Source organism: Phenylobacterium sp. CCH9-H3 (assembly GCF_001557235.1).
Lineage (GTDB): Bacteria > Pseudomonadota > Alphaproteobacteria > Caulobacterales > Caulobacteraceae > Phenylobacterium.
Genome location: NZ_LSJI01000076.1, coordinates 1 through 16616, shown reverse-complemented (window position 1 = coordinate 16616; position 16616 = coordinate 1). Strand labels below are relative to the sequence as shown.

General features: G+C 69.9%; 18 protein-coding genes and 1 other RNA gene. 16 read left to right on the top strand and 3 right to left on the bottom strand.

The features are described from left to right. Nucleotides 1-73 precede the first annotated feature (73 nt). The 8 genes from AX721_RS06665 (at nucleotide 74) to AX721_RS06630 (ending at nucleotide 7621) form a co-directional block, all read left to right on the top strand. A complete protein-coding gene (locus AX721_RS06665) occupies nucleotides 74-853 on the top strand; it encodes a tyrosine-protein phosphatase (protein ID WP_068875234.1) in 780 nt (259 codons plus the stop codon). Between the two features lie 69 nt (nucleotides 854-922). After that, on the top strand, nucleotides 923-1696 hold the full coding sequence (locus tag AX721_RS06660; RefSeq protein WP_068875233.1) for a tyrosine-protein phosphatase: 774 nt from the start codon (nucleotides 923-925) through the stop codon (nucleotides 1694-1696). Nucleotides 1697-1703: 7 nt separating this feature from the next. Next, nucleotides 1704-2873 carry an alanine--glyoxylate aminotransferase family protein gene (locus AX721_RS06655; protein WP_068875232.1) on the top strand — a complete coding sequence of 390 codons (1170 nt, stop codon included), beginning with the start codon at nucleotides 1704-1706 and terminating at the stop codon, nucleotides 2871-2873. Nucleotides 2874-2949: 76 nt separating this feature from the next. Next, nucleotides 2950-4380 (top strand): MFS transporter, encoded by a 1431-nt coding sequence (locus AX721_RS06650; RefSeq protein WP_231733406.1) that lies wholly within the window; start codon nucleotides 2950-2952, stop codon nucleotides 4378-4380. 215 nt (nucleotides 4381-4595) lie between these two features. Further along, nucleotides 4596-4772, top strand: a complete 177-nt coding sequence (locus AX721_RS06645; protein WP_068875230.1) for a Flp family type IVb pilin — start codon at nucleotides 4596-4598, stop codon at nucleotides 4770-4772. A 130-nt stretch (nucleotides 4773-4902) separates the two neighbouring features. Beyond that, entirely contained in the window at nucleotides 4903-5418 is a 516-nt protein-coding gene (locus tag AX721_RS06640) for a prepilin peptidase (protein WP_068875229.1), read from the top strand. Between the two features lie 2 nt (nucleotides 5419-5420). Beyond that, on the top strand, nucleotides 5421-6791 hold the full coding sequence (locus AX721_RS06635; protein WP_068875228.1) for a M17 family metallopeptidase: 1371 nt from the start codon (nucleotides 5421-5423) through the stop codon (nucleotides 6789-6791). Beyond that, the gene (locus tag AX721_RS06630) at nucleotides 6788-7621 is read left to right on the top strand and encodes an NlpC/P60 family protein (RefSeq protein WP_068875227.1); all 834 of its coding nucleotides are present in this window, start codon (nucleotides 6788-6790) and stop codon (nucleotides 7619-7621) included. Before AX721_RS06635 ends, AX721_RS06630 begins: the two co-directional genes overlap by 4 nt. Before the next feature lie 60 nt (nucleotides 7622-7681). Here the strand turns inward: AX721_RS06630 and AX721_RS06625 are convergent, their stop codons facing one another. Continuing rightward, a complete protein-coding gene (locus AX721_RS06625; RefSeq protein WP_068875226.1) occupies nucleotides 7682-8410 on the bottom strand; it encodes a cytochrome c family protein in 729 nt (242 codons plus the stop codon). Nucleotides 8411-8545: 135 nt separating this feature from the next. On the opposite strand from AX721_RS06625, the gene AX721_RS06620 reads away from it, so the two are divergent. Both AX721_RS06620 and AX721_RS06615 read left to right on the top strand, forming a co-directional pair. Next, the gene (locus AX721_RS06620) at nucleotides 8546-9283 is read left to right on the top strand and encodes a 3-deoxy-manno-octulosonate cytidylyltransferase (RefSeq protein WP_068875225.1); all 738 of its coding nucleotides are present in this window, start codon (nucleotides 8546-8548) and stop codon (nucleotides 9281-9283) included. Next, nucleotides 9280-10122 carry a prephenate dehydratase gene (locus AX721_RS06615; RefSeq protein WP_068875224.1) on the top strand — a complete coding sequence of 281 codons (843 nt, stop codon included), beginning with the start codon at nucleotides 9280-9282 and terminating at the stop codon, nucleotides 10120-10122. Before AX721_RS06620 ends, AX721_RS06615 begins: the two co-directional genes overlap by 4 nt. On the opposite strand, the gene nudC is transcribed toward AX721_RS06615, so the two are convergent. Continuing rightward, on the bottom strand, nucleotides 10119-11045 hold the full coding sequence (nudC, locus tag AX721_RS06610) for an NAD(+) diphosphatase (RefSeq protein ID WP_068875223.1): 927 nt from the start codon (nucleotides 11043-11045) through the stop codon (nucleotides 10119-10121). The two genes, AX721_RS06615 and nudC, sit on opposite strands and share 4 nt — an antisense overlap. A gap of 156 nt (nucleotides 11046-11201) precedes the next feature. On the opposite strand from nudC, the gene AX721_RS06605 reads away from it, so the two are divergent. The 4 genes from AX721_RS06605 (at nucleotide 11202) to AX721_RS06590 (ending at nucleotide 13246) form a co-directional block, all read left to right on the top strand. Continuing rightward, nucleotides 11202-11492, top strand: coding sequence for a hypothetical protein (locus AX721_RS06605; RefSeq protein ID WP_231733405.1), 291 nt, complete (start codon nucleotides 11202-11204; stop codon nucleotides 11490-11492). A gap of 32 nt (nucleotides 11493-11524) precedes the next feature. Beyond that, a complete protein-coding gene (locus AX721_RS06600; protein ID WP_068875222.1) occupies nucleotides 11525-11779 on the top strand; it encodes a hypothetical protein in 255 nt (84 codons plus the stop codon). A gap of 103 nt (nucleotides 11780-11882) precedes the next feature. Next, entirely contained in the window at nucleotides 11883-12764 is an 882-nt protein-coding gene (yghU, locus tag AX721_RS06595; RefSeq protein ID WP_068875221.1) for a glutathione-dependent disulfide-bond oxidoreductase, read from the top strand. A gap of 167 nt (nucleotides 12765-12931) precedes the next feature. Then, a complete protein-coding gene (locus AX721_RS06590; protein ID WP_068875220.1) occupies nucleotides 12932-13246 on the top strand; it encodes a hypothetical protein in 315 nt (104 codons plus the stop codon). 21 nt (nucleotides 13247-13267) lie between these two features. On the opposite strand, the gene AX721_RS27250 is transcribed toward AX721_RS06590, so the two are convergent. Beyond that, complete coding sequence (locus tag AX721_RS27250; protein ID WP_068875219.1) at nucleotides 13268-14980, bottom strand: hypothetical protein; 1713 nt, start codon at nucleotides 14978-14980, stop codon at nucleotides 13268-13270. A gap of 199 nt (nucleotides 14981-15179) precedes the next feature. On the opposite strand from AX721_RS27250, the gene ffs reads away from it, so the two are divergent. Then, an RNA gene (gene ffs, locus AX721_RS06580) (signal recognition particle sRNA small type) lies at nucleotides 15180-15278 on the top strand. Nucleotides 15279-15339: 61 nt separating this feature from the next. Beyond that, nucleotides 15340-16616, top strand: a 1277-nt coding sequence (locus tag AX721_RS06575; RefSeq protein ID WP_068875218.1) for a DNA polymerase III subunit gamma/tau, incomplete at its 3' end; no start/stop codon positions are given.

Sequence of the window (16616 nt, the reverse complement as noted above, 5' to 3'; positions counted from 1 at the left end):
CGACGCGCGTTGCGCGGAGTCTCCTCGGTTTCTCCACTTCGCGGGGCGTGGCGAGACTGGGTAGGGTGTCGTCATGACCCGGCACATCGATTTCGAGGCGATCGAGAACTTCCGCGACTTCGGGGGCTATGCGACCGCGTGCGGGCGGGGCCTGACGCGCGGGCAGCTGTTCCGGTCGGGGCATCATGGCCTTGCCACCGACGCCGACCTGGAGCGCCTGCGCGCCCTGGGGGTCGGGGCGATCGCCGACCTTCGCCAACCCTCGGAACGCGCGCGCGAGCCCGCCCGGCGCTGGGACGGCTTCGCCGGCGAGGTGATCGAGAGCGATGCGCCGTCGGTGACGCCGGACTGGGTGGAGGCCCTGCACACCGCCTCCCTGACCGCCGAGTGGTGGTACGAGAGCACGCTGTCGCACTACCGGCTGCACGCGTTCGAGCCGCGGCACATCGAGGTGTTCCGGCGGATGTTCCGGCACATCGCGGACGGCGAGGGCGCCGTGGTCGTGCACTGCGCGGCGGGCAAGGACCGAACCGGCGTGGCCTGCGCCCTGGTGCACCACCTCGCCGGCGTGCCTTACGAGGAGATGCTGGCGGACTACCTGCTGACCAACGACGAGAGCCGCATCCAGCGGAAGATCGTCCATGGGGCGGATTTCGTGGAGCGCGTGACCGGGCGGCGGCCCACGGACGAGGCCATGCGGGTGGCGGCCTCGGTCTATCCCGCCTTTCTCGACGCCTTCTTCGACTCCATTCGCGCCGAGCACGGCTCGGTGGACGCCTACGCCGAGGCCGTGCTGGGCGTCGATGCGGACCTGCGCGCGCGAATCCACGAGCGGGTTCTGGGGCCGGTCTGACCGGCGCCGGCCGTCACCTTGCGTCACCCCGCCTCGAAATCTTCTCGGAAGGCGATTAGAAGACCGGCGATGACGCGCCACATTCCCTTCGAAGCCATCGAGAACTTTCGCGACTTCGGCGGCTATGCCGCCGGGCAGAAGCGATTGAAGCAGGGTCTGCTGTACCGGTCGGCCAGCCAGGCGCGCGCCACCGACGCGGACCTCGACCGCCTCGCGGCCCTGGGCCTTTCCGTCATCGTCGACCTGCGCCGCTCGAACGAGCGTGAACGGGAGCCGTCGCGGCGGTGGAACGGGTTCGCGGCGCGGGTGATCGAGAACGACATCGGCCAGGACACCGCCGACGAGTGGCTGACCTTCATCCAGGCCTCGGATCTGACCGCGGCTTCGTTCCGCAACTACATGATGGACTACTATCGCCACCTGCCGTTCCAACGGCGGCATGTGGACCTCTACACCCGCTACTTCCACGCCCTGGCGGAGAGCGAGGGGCCGATCCTGGTCCACTGCGCGGCGGGCAAGGACCGGACGGGGATCATCTGCGCCCTGACCCATCACCTGGCCGGGGTGCACGACGACGACATCCAGGCGGACTACCTGCTGACCAACGATCCGGCGCGGATGGAAAAGCGCCTGCCGATGGTCCGAGAGGCGGTTCGCGAAGCGACGGGACGCGATGCGTCGGACGAGGCGCTGATGGTCGCCATGCGAGTCGAAGCCGAATACCTGGCCGAGGCCTTCCGGGTGATGTGCGAGGCGCACGGCTCGCTCGACGGTTACCTGGACCAGGCCCTGGGCCTTGATACCGACCTGCGCGGCCGACTCCACGACCGCCTGCTCGCCTAGGATTTCAATGCAAAGCTTCCAACCGCCGCGCCGGATCCTGATGGGACCCGGCCCCTCCGACGTTAGCCCGCGTGTTCTGGCCGCCCTGGCGCGGCCGACCATCGGGCACCTGGACCCCGAGTTCCAGGCGCTGATGGAGGAGATCAAGACGGCGCTGCAGCGCCTGTTCAACGCCCCCGACCACGCCTGCGTCCCGCTGCCCGCGCCCGGCACCGCCGGGATGGAGGCGGCGATGATGAACCTCCTGGAACCGGGCGACCGGGCGGTGGTGGCGGTGAACGGCGCCTTCGGCGGACGCATGGCCGACATGGCGGGCCGCGCCGGGGCCACGGTGGTGACGGTCGATCACGAGTGGGGTCTGCCGGTGGACCCGGCCCGCGTCGAGGCGGCCCTGGCGGAGGCGCCGACCAAGGTGCTGGCCTTCGTCCACGCCGAGACGTCGACGGGCGCGCGCAGCGACGCGGCCAGCCTGTGCGGGCTGGCCCGCAAGCACGGCGCCCTGTCGGTGGTGGACTGCGTGACCTCGCTGGGCGGGATCGTGGTGGACGTCGCGGCCTGGGACGCCGACGTGGTCTATTCCGGCACCCAGAAATGCCTCTCCGCGCCGCCGGGACTTTCGCCCATCGCCATCAGCAAACAGGCGCAGGTGGCGATCCAGGGGCGCAAGGAGAAGGTCCGCAACTGGCTCCTCGATTTCAACCTGCTCATGTCCTACTGGGGCGGTGAGGGCGGCCGGACCTATCATCACACCGCGCCGATCAACGCCCTTTACGGCCTGCACGAGAGCCTGGTGGCGATCTTCGAGGAGGGCGTCCAGGCCGCGGTCGTGCGGCACGCGCGGGTGCACGAGGCCCTGGTGGCCGGCCTGGAGGCGGCGGGCCTGGAGATGCTGGTGGAGCCCAAGGATCGCCTGCCGCAGCTCAACACCGTACGGGTCCCCGACGGGGTGGACGAGGCCGCCGTGCGCGCGCACGTGCTGAAGGCCTGGGACCTGGAGGTCGGCGCCGGCCTCGGACCTCTCAAGGGCAAGGTGTGGCGCATCGGGCTGATGGGGGCCTCGGCTACGCCCTGGCACGTGCGGCTGTGCCTGACGGCCCTCTGCGAGGCGCTGGCCGCGCAGGGGGTGAAGACCGATGCGGCGGCAGCGGTCGCGGCGGCCGACGCACGCCTCAAGTAATCATCGACAACCTATCTTCGCGGGCTAGGGTGCCGCCGAGCGCCGTCCCCGTGAACGGCTGTGCGGGGACCCTATCGTGAAAGACCAGACGGACGCCGAATCCCGTGGACTGCCCGCCGACGGGCGGCTCAACCGGGGCGGCGTCGCCTGGTCGATCTTCGAGGGGGGCCGCGACCCCTTCGTCATCCTGATCACGATCTACATCTTCATGCCCTATGTGGCCGGGTCGATGATCGGCGACCCGGTGCTGGGGCAGGAGACGATCTCCCGCTGGCAGCAGTGGGCCGGCTGGACGGTGATGGCCACCGCGCCCTTCATCGGCGCCTCGATCGACAAGGTGGGCCAGCGCAAGGGCTGGCTGGCGCTGATCGTCGGGCTCATGGTCCCGCTGTGCGCCGCCCTCTGGTGGGCCAAGCCCGACGGCTCGGGCCTGTCGGTCGGCATGACCATGCTGTTCGCCATGACCGTGCAGGTGCTGTTCGTCTACAACGAGGTGCTGCACAACTCGCTGCTGGTGCGGGCGGCGGGCCTGTCGGGCGCGCATCGCGCCTCCGGGCTGGCGCTGTCGCTGGGCAACCTGTTCTCGGTCCTGGCGCTGATGTTCACGGCCTGGGCCTTCGCCCTGCCGGGAAAGGTCGACTGGAGCTGGGTTCCCGCGGCGCCCCTGTTCGGCCTGGACCCCGCGACCCACGAACCGGAGCGGGTGGTGGCCTGGCTGGCGGCGGGGTTGCTGTTCTTCGGTTCGATCCCGTTGTTCCTCTGGACGCCCGATGCGCCGCGCACCGGGACCCCCGTGCTGCGCGCCTTCGCCCAGGGCGCGGGCGAGCTGTGGCGGATGCTGAAGACGATCAGCCGCTTCAAGGACGCGGCGATCTACATCGGCTCGCGGATGTTCTTCGTCGACGGGATGAACGGCGTGCTGGTCTACGCCGGCGTCTATGCCGTGGGGGTGATGAAGTGGGGCGCCCTGGAGATGCTGGCCTACGGCATCCTGCTCAGCATCTTCGCCGTGCTGGGCGGCTATGTGGCCCGCTGGCTGGACGCGGGCGTCGGCCCGAAGAACGCCCTGCGGATCGAGATCTTCATGACCATGCTGGGCCTGACCGGCTTCCTCGGCATGCGGCCGGACCTGATCCTCTATTTCTGGCCGTATGACGCGGCGAGCGCGGCGCCGATCTGGAACGGGCCCGTGTTCACGCACCTGCCGGACGTGATCTTCGTGCTGGTGGGCTTCGTGAACGCCATTTTCATCACGGCCCAATACGCGTCCAGCCGAACGCTCCTGACCCGCATCACGCCGCCGGACCAGACCGGCGCGTTCTTCGGCGTCTATGCGCTGTCGGGCGTGGCTACCGCGTGGCTCGCCCCCACGCTGGTCAATCTCGGAACCCGGGCGACGGGCACGCAGCAGGGCGGCTTCGCGACGCTGCTGTTACTGCTGGCGGCGGGGCTGGCGGGCCTGTTCCTGGTCCGCGGGGGCGGACGCGGCGCGGCCTACGGCCACTGAAAGGGGTTTGATTCCACAGGGAAACCGGAAGCCCCGCCGCGACATGGTTTCCCGTCGTAAAGGCTTAACAAGCGCTAATTGTATAAGAATATTAGGCATTTGGATTCATGACGCCTTAAGCGCGAGGCGGGACATTGGGCGTGTTCTTAGGGGCGAGCAGGCAAGAGCTTGAGGCCCCCGCACAGTCTGCTCGCTAGATCCAAGGAGAGAGCCCAATGTCGAAGTTCGTGACCCGTTTCCTGAAGGACGAATCCGGCGCCACCGCCATCGAGTATGGCCTGATCGCCGCCCTGATCTCGGTCGTCATCGTGACCGCCGTCGGCCTCGTCGGCACGAGCCTGGAAGATACGTTTACGACCATCCAAGAAAAGCTGGCGGGTACGTCGGCCTAAGCAAAGGCTGGACCGCAAGTTCCAGGCCCCCGGCGGAGACGCCGGGGGCTTTTTTCGTTTCAAGCTTCGCTGCAACGCTCCGTTCATTCGCTGGAAGGCATAAGGTGGGCGGAAAGAGGTTTTCGTCCCGATGCTCGCGCTGCTCGCTGCCGCCCTCGTGATCGTCTTCGCCGCCCTGGTCCTGGCCGCGGCGGCCTCGGACGCCGTCTCCTTCACCATTCCCAACTGGATTTCCCTGGCGCTGGTCGCGGTCTTTCCCGTCGCCGCGCTGGCCGCCGGGATGCCGCTGCCCGCCATGGGCCTGCACCTGGCCGTGGGCGTCGCCGCCCTGCTGGTCGGCATGGCGATGTTCGCCCTGCGCTGGATGGGCGGGGGCGACGCCAAGCTGGTTTCCGCGGTGGCCCTTTGGCTGGGCCTGGGCGGTCTGCCGACCTTCCTGCTGGGTGTGGCCGTGGCCGGGGGCGGGCTAGCCATCCTGCTGCTGACGCTGCGCTCGGCGCCCTTCCGCCCGATCGTCGTGCTGGGTCCGCCCTGGGTGAACAAGCTGGCCGAGCCGGGTCACGGCATTCCGTATGGCGTCGCCATCGCCGCCGGCGCGCTGTGGGCGCTGCCGGCCTCGCCGTTCGGCGCGGTGCTGGGGCTCTAAGCATGGCGGACGTGATCCTCGACGCCTGGGAAGGCCCCGCGACGCCGATCCATGTGCTGACCGAGGCGCAGGCCGCCGCGGCGCTCGAGGCCGACGCCTTCGCCGCCGCCCTGGCGCGGACGGCCGAGTTCAAGGGCAAGGCCGGGCAACTACTGCTGGTCCCGGACGCGGACGGCGGGCTGGCCCGCGTCCTGTTCGGCGCCGGCGAGAGCTGGACGGCGCTGCGCGCGCTGCCGGCGAAGCTTCCGGCCGGCGTCTATCGGATCGCCGAAAAGCCCGACACGATCACCGCCGACCAGGCCGCCCTGGCCTTCGCCCTGGGGAGCTATCGGTTCGACCGCTACAAGGCCGCCGGAGGCGAGCGTCCCCGCTTGCTGGCGCAGGGCTGCGATGTGGCCGAGGTGCGCCAGGTGGCGCACGCCTGCGCCGTGGCCCGCGACATGGTCAACACGCCGGCCAACGACATGGGCCCGCGGCAGATCGAGACCATCGCCCGCGAAATCGCCGAGCAGTACGCCGCCCGGATCACCGTGATCGAGGGCGAGGGCCTGCTGGAGGCCAACTACCCCGCCATCCACGCGGTGGGCCGCGCCGCCGACCCGGCCCGCAGCCCGCGGTTCATCGAGATGAGCTGGGGCCAGGCGGAGCACCCCCTGGTGTGCATCGTCGGCAAGGGCGTGGTGTTCGACACCGGCGGCCTGGACATCAAGCCGTCGGCCGGCATGCGGCAGATGAAGAAGGACATGGGCGGCGCCGCCCACGCCCTGGCGCTCGGCCGGATGGTGATGGCCGCGGGCCTGCCGGTACGGGTGTCGGTGCTGCTGCCGGTGGTCGAGAACGCCATATCCGGCGACGCCATGCGGCCGGGCGATGTGCTGGCCTCGCGCAAGGGCCTGTCCATCGAGGTGGGCAACACCGACGCCGAGGGGCGGCTCATCCTCGCCGACGCCCTGACCCGGGCCTGCGAGCTGGCGCCGGCGTTGACCATCGACCTGGCCACCCTGACCGGGGCGGCGCGGATCGCCCTGGGGCCGCAGCTGCCGCCGTTCTTCACGGACGACGATGGGCTGGCGGCGCAGATCGACTCGGCGGCGGCGGCGGAATCGGATCCTGTGTGGCGCATGCCGCTCTGGAAGCCCTATGCCGACGCGCTGGACAGTGACGTGGCCGAGATCAAGAACGACCCGGACGGCTGGGCGCAGGCGGGCTCGGTGACCGCCGCCCTGTTCCTGCAGAAGTTCGCGCCGGCGGGTCCCTGGGTCCACCTCGACATCTTCGCGTGGAACCCGCGCGCCCGTCCCGGATTCCCCGCAGGCGGCGAAGCCCAGGCCATCCGCGGCCTCTACCGCATGATCCGCGAGCGTTTCGCATGAAGCACGATCCCCGCATCACGCCCTGGCGCGACGGCATCGCCGCCCGCAGCCTGGAAGGCGTGCTGGAAGCCGAGGTCTACCTCGATCCCAAGGCGATGGGCTGCGTGGCCGCCGCCGCCGCCATCCGCTCGGCGTCGGACGGGAGTTCCGAACAGATGGACCAGCTCCTGTTCGGCGAGCGTTTCGAGGTGCTGGAAGAAGAGGGCGGATGGCTGTTCGGCCAGGCCGCGCGCGATGGCTATGTGGGCTTCGTGGAGGCCGGGGCGCTCCAGCCCGCCGGGGCCATGCCGACGCATCGTGTCTCGGCGCTCCGCACCTACGCCTTCGCCGACGCCAGCATCAAGTCGCGGGCCTTCGGCCCGTATTCGATCAACAGCCTTGTCACCGTCGAAGCGGTCGAGGGCAAGCTGGCCAAGGTGACGGGCGCTGGTTGGATGACCGCCGCCCATCTGTCGCCCATCGGCGAGTTCGAGGACGACTGGGCCGCGGTGGCCGAGCGGTTCGTGGGCGCGCCCTATCTGTGGGGCGGCCGGGAGAGCCTGGGCCTGGACTGCTCGGGCCTGATCCAGCAGACGCTGTTCGCCTGCGCCCGGGCCTGCCCCCGCGACACCGACCAGCAGCAGGCGATGGGCGCGCCCATCGAGGCGGCCGACTTCGGCCGCGGCGACCTGGTGTTCTGGAAGGGGCACGTGGCCATGGGCCTCGGCGAGGGCCGGATCGTCCACGCCAACGGCTTTCATATGGCGACTGTGGTCGAACCGCTGGCGGAGGCCATCGCGCGCATCGACGCGGCGGGCTCGGGCCAGCCCACGGCCTACCGCCGGGTCTGAGCCCCAACGAAAATGGCCGGGACTGAGCCCGGCCATTCGCAAATCGGATTGTCGGCCGGCCTACTTCTTGGCCGGAGCCGCTGCGGGCGTAGCCGCGGGCGCGCCGGGCTGGGCCGGGGCCTGACCGGCGGGGCCGCCGCTGGTGGAAGCGGGGGCCGCCTCCGTCGTCGTGGGTTGGCCCTCGGCGGCCGGGGCCGCAGCGCCTTCCGCAGCCGGAGCCGCCGCCGCGCCCGGAGCGCGCGACGGATCGGGCGCCGGGACCGGCAGCGTGCCGCCCTGGGACCGCAGATAGGCGATGATGTTGACCCGCTCGTCGGACTTCTTGAGGCCGACGAAGGTCATCTTGGTGCCGGGAATGTACTTCTGCGGCGCCTTCAGGAACTCGTAGAGGTGGTCGTAGTCCCAGACCGGGGCCTTGCCCGCGAACTCGACCATGCTGGGCGAGTAGGCGAAGCCCGGATGAGAGGCCGGCTTGCGGCCGACCACGGCGTGCAGCCCGGGGCCGGTGCCGTTGGCGTTGGAGGCGTCGACCACGTGACAGGATTTGCACTTGGCGAAGGCCGCTTCGCCGGCCGCCACGTCGGCGGTGGGAAGGACCGTACCCCAGTCGGGCAGCACGTCTGCGGCCGCGGCGCCTTCGCCACCCTCTTCGGCCACTTCGACCAGATAGCCGGGCTTGGCGGGATGCTCGGGCGTGAACACACCCGCTGAAAGCTCACGAAGGCCGACGATCGCCAGGCCCGTCGCCAGGACAGCACCGGCGATCTTGTTGAACGTAAGGTCGCTCATAATCCCCTAGTCACGCCTCTATTCGGCCGTAGAGCAGAGCCCCCGGACGCGCGGGAATCCCGCCCCTTATTGCGTGCGGCTCTCTTACACGCTACCGGCGCTCGCGCAACGCCCAAGACGTCCCACCCCCACGGCATGAACCCGATCGTCCTCATTCCCGCGCGCATGGCCGCGACCCGCCTGCCGGGGAAGCCCCTGGCGGACATCGGCGGGACGCCGATGATCGTGCGCGTGCTGCGTCAGGCTCAGGCGGCCGGCGCGGGTCCCGTGGCGGTGGCGGCGGGCGATCCGGAGATCGCCGACGCCGTCTGGGCTGCCGGCGGGCAGGCCGTGCTGACCGATCCCGACCTGCCATCGGGCTCGGACCGGATTCTGGCTGCCTTGGCCGCGCTGGACCCCGACGGCCGCCACGATGTGGTGATCAACCTGCAGGGCGACATGCCGTTTGTCGCGCCGTCGGTGCTCGCCGCCTGCGCCGGGCTGCTGGCCGCGGAGCCGGCGTGCGATATCGCCACCGTCGTTGCGCCCGAAGCCTCGCCCGCCGACCGGACCAACCCCGACGTGGTCAAGGCGGTGATGTCATTCGGGCCGGGCGCCCGCGTGGGCCGCGCGCTGTATTTCACCCGCTCCACGCTCTATGGCGACCAGCCGGTGTGGCGGCATGTCGGAATCTATGGCTACCGGCGCGCCGCCCTGGAGGCGTTCAACGCCGCCCCGCCGTCGCCGCTGGAGCAGCGCGAAAAGCTGGAACAGCTGCGCGCCATGGAACTGGGACTTTCGATCTGGGCCGCCGCGGCCGAGGACGCCCCGATCTCAGTAGACAACCCGTCCGATCTTGAACGGGCCCGCGAGTACGCAAGGACTATCTCATGACCAAAGGACGCATCGCCTTCCAGGGCGAACTCGGCGCCAACAGCCATGAGGCCTGCACGGCGGCGTTTCCCGACATGGAGCCGGTTCCGCACGCCACCTTCGAGGAAGCCTTCGAGGCCGTCCGTTCGGGCGACTGCCAGCTCGGCATGATCCCGGTGGAGAACTCCATCGCCGGGCGCGTGGCCGACGTGCATCATCTCCTGCCGTCGTCGGGCCTGAAGATCATCGGCGAGCGCTTCAAGCCGATCCACTTCCAGCTCATGGCCAATCCCGGCGTGAAGCTGGAGGACGTGAAGACCGCCCTATCCATGCCCATCGCCCTGGGCCAGTGCCGCAAGACCCTGCGCCGCATGGGCCTGAAGACCGAGGCCACGGGCGACACCGCCGGCGCCGCCAAGCTGCTGTCCGAGCATCCCGACCCCACCAAGGCCGCCCTGTCGCCCGCGCTGGCCGCTGAGATCTACGGCCTGGAGATCCTGGCGCGGGACATGGAGGACGAGCACAACAACACCACGCGCTTCCTGGTGATGACGGCCGACAAGGCGCCGGCGCCCCCGCCGTTCACCACGCCCTGCGTGACCAGCTTCATCTTCCGGGTGAAAAACCTGCCGGCGGCGCTCTACAAGGCCCTGGGCGGCTTCGCGACCAACGGCGTCAACATGACCAAGCTCGAGAGCTACATGGAGAACGGCGCCTTCACGGCCACTTTCTTCTACGCCGAGGTGGACGGGCGGCCCGAGGACATCGGCCTGGCTCGCGCCTTCGACGAGCTGGCCTTCTTCTCCGAGCGTTTCGAGGTGCTCGGGGTCTATCCGGCGGACCCCTTCCGCAGCCGCTAGGCCTCCTCGGTCCAGGCCTTCAGGAGCTGATGCGCGATGGCGAGGGGGGGCGGGCAGAAGACGCCCTCGATCTCGCCCTTCAGCAGGCTTCTCGCCTCCTCGCGAGTGAACCAGCGGACCTCGGAGAGCTCGGTCTGGTCGGGCGTGCCCTCGTCGTCCTCCACCTCGGCGATCAGGCCGATCATGAGGGACGACGGGTACGGCCAGGGCTGGGTGGAGTGGTAGCGCACCTGGCGGGTGCGCAGCCCCGCCTCCTCGGCCAGTTCGCGGGCGCAGGCCTCCTCGATGCTCTCGCCCGGCTCCAGGAAGCCCGCCAGGGCCGAGAACATGCCGGGGGGCCAGGCTTCCTGGCGGCCCAGCATGCAGCGCTCGCCATGATAGGCCAGCATGATCACCACCGGATCGGTGCGCGGGAAGTGTTCGGCCTCGCAGGACGGACACTGGCGCTTCCACCCGCCGTCCTTGGGCTCCGACGGCTGGCCGCAGACGGCGCAATACTGGTGGCGGCGGCGCCATTCGAACATCGACTTGGCGGTGGCCAGGATGCCGGCGTCGGCGGCGGGCAGGCGTAGGGCCACCTGGCGCAGGTCCATGAATTCGCCCAGGCCCTGCAGCGGGCCCTGGGCCGGGTCGCTGGAGCCTTCCATGTCCACGGCGAACACGGCGGTCTCCTGCCAGAGCCCCATGAACAGCAGCCGCTCGTTCCCACCGGCGAGCTCGGCCGCCAGCTTGGCCGGCAGGTAGGCGATCTGGACGCCGCCATCCTTGGTCTTCTCGGCCAGCGGCTTGCCGTTCCACAGGACGAGGCCCAGGGCGTCCGAGGACGAAAGCTGGGCGGCCAGCCAGGCGGCGTCGCCGCGACGGTCGCTGGCCCGGTTCAGCGGGTTTCCGGCGAAGGTGTTCTGGAAAAAGGAGAGCGCCATGGCGACCTACTTACGGTGCGGCTCGGCGCGCGTCGAGGCGGGTGGGACCCGCGCTCGGACCCCTTGAAACCGGACGCGCAGATTCCAAATCATTCGCCGCGCCCGCTTCCTCCTCGGCGGGCGCGTGGAGAAAGGACAGTTTTCAGGAGAACCGCCATGAGGCTCGCGACCTCGGAACATGTGATCCGCGAACAGGGACTGGCCGCCGCGCTGGAGAGATGGCTGAGGCCCGCGGTGGGGTACGACCACCCCCGCGAAGTGCTGAAGGATCCGGAGCTGACGCGCGACGAGAAGCGCGCCGTGCTCTCGTCCTGGGCGTCGGACGCATCCGCCGTGCAGGACCAGCCGACGATGCGCTGGCTTCTGGGGACGCCCGAGCCGGTGCCGTTCCGTGAGGTGCGCGAGGCGTTGGAACGCCTGGACGCAGGCGAGCGCTTCGACGCCTGACTTTCACCACACCCTGACGAAGGAGGACGCCGATGCAGGTCATCGAAGTCGCGCCGCTCGGCCCGGGCTGGCGCGTGTCGCTGGGGTCCCTGGCGGGCGACATGGTCTTCGCGCGGGGCGGGGCGGCCGAGGGCGCGGCGCGGCGGCTGGCCGCCCGGCTGGCGCGCAACGGCCTGGCCAGCGAACTGCGCATCCGCCTGCGCGACGGCTCGCTCGCCGAGCGCCTGGTCTGGCCGGCGGCGCCTCGGCGCGATGCGGCCTCCGCCGCGGCGCTGGAAGCGGCCTGAGCTTTTCTGAGGGGTGGGGCGGCTGGCCAAAGGCGGCCGGGCGCCCCACATCCAGGCAGGCGCCGGTTCAAGGCGCGCAAGATCGCCAGGGAGACCCGCCAAGATGTCCGAGCCGCCTCCGAACCATCCCGCCGGCTATGCGCCGCCGAAAGTCTGGCAGTGGAACAAGGAGAGCGGGGGCCGGTTCGCCGCCATCAATCGCCCGATCGCCGGTCCCACGCACGAAAAGGAGCTGCCGGTCGGCAAGCACCCGTTCCAGCTCTACTCCCTGGCCACGCCCAACGGGGTGAAGGTGACGGTGATGCTGGAGGAGCTGCTGGCCCTCGGCCACAAGGGCGCCGAATACGACGCCTGGATCATCAACATCGGGCAGGGCGACCAGTTCGGTTCGGGGTTCGTGGACGTGAACCCGAACTCCAAGATCCCCGCCCTGATGGACCGCAGCGGGCCGAAGCCGATCCGGATCTTCGAGTCCGGCGCGATCCTGGTCCACCTGGCCGAGAAGTTCGGCGCATTCCTGCCCACCGACCCGGCGAAACGCGCCGAGACGCTGTCGTGGCTGTTCTGGCAGATGGGCTCGGCGCCCTACCTGGGCGGCGGCTTCGGCCACTTCTACGCCTACGCGCCGTTCAAGATCGAATACGCCATCGACCGCTTCGCCATGGAGGTGAAGCGCCAGCTCGACGTGCTGGACCGGCGGCTGGCCGAGAGCGAGTACCTGGGCGGCGACGAGTACACGATCGCCGACATCGCCGTCTGGCCCTGGTACGGCCTGCTGGCCAAGGGCGGGGCCTATGAGTCGGGCGAGTTCCTGGACGTGAAGAGCTACACGAACGTTCAGCGCTGGACCGAGCAGATCGGCCAGCGGCCGGCGGTGAAGCGCGGCCGGATCGTCAACCGCGCACAGGGGACGCCCGCGCTGCTGGAGCGGCACGACGCCCGCGACATCGACGAGGCGCTCGCGGCCAAGGCGGAGGCGGGTTAGGCGTCGGTTCGCCGACCCGCGCTCTGCGGGTCGGTGTCCGGCCGCCGCGGCGGCCCTGCGACAGGACGTCTCCATACGCCGATGTGATCGACGGCCAAGCCGCCGCCGACTGGACCCGCACGCGTCCCTTGGATACGCGGCGGGTCCGTTGCGTTTTGAGACTAGAGATGCAGGACTTCATCGATCTGGAAGGCGCGTCCGGCGCCCGCTACCGCTTCCGCCTCTGGCCGGATGGCGCGCCGCACACGCCGGTGGGCGGGAACTATGTCTACGTCCGCGCGGACGAGGCGGGGGTGAAGGTGCTGCAGGTCGGCGAGACCAACGACCTGTCGAAGGCGCGGGGCGCGTGGGCGGCGGCGGCCAAGCGCGGGGCGACGCACGTGATGACCCGGCTGAACGTCTCGCGCGCCATCCGCTCGGCCGAACACCAGGACATCGCCGCGAAGTACGCCAATCAGGGCGCCAAGGTGCAGGCGGACTGAGCGGGCGGCGGCGGCAGCCGACTAGGCTCCGAAAATCCAGCCGGCGGTGAGCCCGCTCATCTGCACGCCGACCAGAACCATCTGGCCGCCGCCGGTCATGCTGATCAGCGTGTCCGCCCCCGACTGGGAGACGGTAAAGACGGTGCCGGGGTCGAGCTGAACCCGATCGCCGTCCGCCAGGCTGAAATCCAGCACGCGATCGAGGCCGGCGTCGCCGAAGGTGTGGAAAATGTCCGCGCCTGCGCCCCCGCTCACCGTGTCGTTGTCCCGATCACCCGAGATGTAGTCGGCTCCGTCGCCGCCGAAGAGCACGTCGTCCTGCTGGCCGCCGCGGACGATGTCGGCGCCCGCGTCGCCCGCCAGCGTGTCGCGGCCCAGGTTGCCGTAGACGAGGTCGGCTCCCTCGCCGCCGGCGAGATCGTCGTCGTCCTTGCCGCCCACGACCCAATCGTCCCCCGCGCCGCCGGACGCCGTGTCGTCGCCCATGTTGCCGTTGATGTCGTCGAAGCCGGCCCCGCCCGTGAGCCGGTCGTCACCTTCGTCGCCGCGGAGGTAGTTCGAGCCGCCGCTCAGGTCGGCGATGGTGTCGGCGCCGGTCCCGCCGAACAGGCGATCGTCACCGGCGCCGCCGTCGAGGCTGTCATCGCCGTCTCCCCCGAACAGGTCGTCCGCCCCGCCGTTGCCGGCCAGCACGTTGGCGAGTTCGTTGCCCACGATGAGGTCGGATCCGGAGCCGCCGCTGGCGTTCTCGACCTTCGCCCCGTTGGCGATGGTGTAGCCGGCCGATGCGCGGGCGTTGCCGTCCAGCATCGAGGAGAAGAAGCCGCCCGCGTTGCGAAGCGGATCGGTGAGCTCGGCCTTGGCCGCGTCCGTCAGACCTGAGAAGATCCGCGAGGTCGCCGCCACGTCTCCGATCACGTCCGCCAGTCCGCCTGACAAGGCAGTGGTCTTCAACGTGGCCGCGTTCAGATTGAGCAGCACGGCCGAGGCGCCGGCATATGCCAGCGTGTCCAAGCCTGCCGAATCCCAGATGCAGAGGTAGCCGCGGCCGTTCTGGACGGAGCCATCGGCGCCGTCGCGATCCAGGATGGTGTTGCTGAGCGTGTAGGTGGTGGCGCCCAGGTTGGCGGTTGCGGCCCCGTATTTCGCCTGCAGCACCGCGACGTCCAGCGCCATCGGCGTGAGGGGCAGGCCGTCGCCGTACTCCTCGTCGGCCAGCTGATACCAGTTGTAGGACATGACCGTGTACTGGCTGAAATCCAGCGTGCCAGGCATGTCGGTCACATGGTGCAGTCCCAGGGTGTGGCCCAGCTCGTGCAGCACGATCCACTGCTGGATCTGCGGTGTGTAGGACCCCCAGGTGGTTGGGCTGAACGCCAGGATCGGCCCGTTGCCCGGCTCTGCGGCGATGCCTGGATTGTTCGGATTGGTCGGGTTCGAAAAATCGCTGACGAAGTAGTTTGGGGCCGGCGTGTCGGAGATCGCGAAGCTGAACGCGGCGTAGCCTTGCAGAACGCTCAGCAGGCCCGGCACCAGATTCCAGATCGCGTCGGGCAAGCCGGTGCTGGCCGTCACGTACTTCGAAGGCAACTCGGCGGTGAAGCTGGAAACCTCTACCGGGTTCTGCGCGTCGACCCGATTGAAGACGATCTCGCCGGACCAACGCAGGCCGCTGTCGATGGCGTCAAGAAGGGGATTGCCGCTGAAGGGGGTGGATATCGGTGACGCAGACATACGAACCCCCTCGCCCGCCGGGCGTGGCTACTGTGTGCAGATGCTGTCCCGAACGACCAGGATGCCCCGCGGGGGACGCTGCCGCAGATCGAGTTGGGGTTGCAAGCGGGAATGTCGCGCGCTGAACGCTCAGGATCTCGGGCAGCCTGCGACTCGGCCGCCCCTTGCCGCGGCGTCGCTAATCCTCCATATGCCGCCGCGGAGATCGGCGGCGGACGGACGCCCCGCCAACCTGGTCAGGTCCGGAAGGAAGCAGCCACAACGGGTCACGCCTCGGGTCGTTGTCCGGTCTCCACCTTCTCCACACATATCCGGGCTTTCCGCTTTGCCGGGGCTTTGACGTCCCGTTAGATGCTCGCATGGGCGACGACGACCTCACGCGCGACGATTCCGACCTGCCGCCTGAGCGCGACCCCAACACCGGCGACATGTTCGGCGGCGAGGCCCCGCCCGCGCCCAGGCCCGCCGAGGACGAGGGCGCCGCCTATACGGTCATCGCCCGGAAGTACCGGCCGCGCAGTTTCGAGGACCTCTATGGCCAGGAGGCCATGGTGCGGACGCTGCGCAACGCGTTCGCCACCGGCAGGATCGCCCATGCCTTCATGCTCACCGGCGTGCGAGGGGTCGGGAAGACCACCACCGCGCGCCTGCTGGCCCGGGCCCTCAACTACGAGACCGACACCGTCCACGAGCCCTCGCTCGACCTGAAGGACGAGGGCATCCACTGCCGCGCGATCATCGAAGGCCGGCACATGGACGTGCTGGAGCTGGACGCCGCCAGCCGGACCGGGGTCAACGACATCCGCGAACTGCTGGACGGGGTGCGCTATGCGCCGGTGGAGGCGCGCTACAAGGTCTACATCATCGACGAGGTCCACATGCTGTCGACGGGGGCGTTCAACGCGCTCCTGAAGACGCTGGAGGAGCCGCCGCCCCACGCCAAGTTCATCTTCGCCACCACCGAGATCCGCAAGGTGCCGGTGACCATCCTCTCGCGCACCCAGCGGTTCGACCTGCGCCGGGTGGAGCCCGAGGTGCTGGTCAAGAACCTGGAGATGATCTGCGAGAACGAGGGCGCGCGGGTGGAGGCCGAGGGCCTGATGCTGATCGCCCGCGCCGCCGAAGGCTCCGTCCGCGACGGGCAGTCGATGCTGGACCAGGCCATCGTCCAGGCCGAACCGGGCCAGACGGTCAGCGCCGCCTCCATCCGCGACATGCTGGGCCTGGCGGACCGAGCCCAGACCATCACCCTGCTGGAGCAGGTGATGCGCGGCGAGTCCGGGGCGGCGATCGAGACCTTCCGCCAGCTCTACGGCTATGGGGCGAACCCCGACCAGGTGGTCATGGACCTGCTGGATCATATCCACGGCGCCTCGGTGGCCAAGGCCATCGGCCCCAACGCCCTGGTGATGCCCAAGGAGCAGGCGCTGCGGTTGGCGGCCGTGGGGGCGGCGGTGTCGGCCGGGGTGCTGTCGCGGATGTGGCAGCTGACGCTCAAGGCCTATGAGGAGGTGCGGCGGGCGCCGGACGCGGCGGCGGCCGTGGACATGGCGCTGATCCGCATGGCCTACGCCGCCGACCTGCCGGGGCCGGAGGAGGCCCTGAAGCGGCTGCAGGCGGGCGAGAACCCCGCCGG

Coding starts and splice junctions, on each gene's coding strand:
- AX721_RS06635 (WP_068875228.1), top strand. CDS start 5,421: ATGGCGGACGTGATCCTCGACGCCTGGGAAGGCCCCGCGACGCCGATC.
- AX721_RS06600 (WP_068875222.1), top strand. CDS start 11,525: ATGCAGGTCATCGAAGTCGCGCCGCTCGGCCCGGGCTGGCGCGTGTCG.
- AX721_RS06660 (WP_068875233.1), top strand. CDS start 923: ATGACGCGCCACATTCCCTTCGAAGCCATCGAGAACTTTCGCGACTTC.
- AX721_RS27250 (WP_068875219.1), bottom strand. CDS start 14,980: ATGTCTGCGTCACCGATATCCACCCCCTTCAGCGGCAATCCCCTTCTT.
- AX721_RS06665 (WP_068875234.1), top strand. CDS start 74: ATGACCCGGCACATCGATTTCGAGGCGATCGAGAACTTCCGCGACTTC.
- AX721_RS06655 (WP_068875232.1), top strand. CDS start 1,704: ATGCAAAGCTTCCAACCGCCGCGCCGGATCCTGATGGGACCCGGCCCC.
- AX721_RS06625 (WP_068875226.1), bottom strand. CDS start 8,410: ATGAGCGACCTTACGTTCAACAAGATCGCCGGTGCTGTCCTGGCGACG.
- AX721_RS06620 (WP_068875225.1), top strand. CDS start 8,546: ATGAACCCGATCGTCCTCATTCCCGCGCGCATGGCCGCGACCCGCCTG.
- AX721_RS06615 (WP_068875224.1), top strand. CDS start 9,280: ATGACCAAAGGACGCATCGCCTTCCAGGGCGAACTCGGCGCCAACAGC.
- AX721_RS06605 (WP_231733405.1), top strand. CDS start 11,202: ATGAGGCTCGCGACCTCGGAACATGTGATCCGCGAACAGGGACTGGCC.
- yghU (WP_068875221.1), top strand. CDS start 11,883: ATGTCCGAGCCGCCTCCGAACCATCCCGCCGGCTATGCGCCGCCGAAA.
- AX721_RS06645 (WP_068875230.1), top strand. CDS start 4,596: ATGTCGAAGTTCGTGACCCGTTTCCTGAAGGACGAATCCGGCGCCACC.
- AX721_RS06640 (WP_068875229.1), top strand. CDS start 4,903: ATGCTCGCGCTGCTCGCTGCCGCCCTCGTGATCGTCTTCGCCGCCCTG.
- AX721_RS06630 (WP_068875227.1), top strand. CDS start 6,788: ATGAAGCACGATCCCCGCATCACGCCCTGGCGCGACGGCATCGCCGCC.
- AX721_RS06590 (WP_068875220.1), top strand. CDS start 12,932: ATGCAGGACTTCATCGATCTGGAAGGCGCGTCCGGCGCCCGCTACCGC.
- nudC (WP_068875223.1), bottom strand. CDS start 11,045: ATGGCGCTCTCCTTTTTCCAGAACACCTTCGCCGGAAACCCGCTGAAC.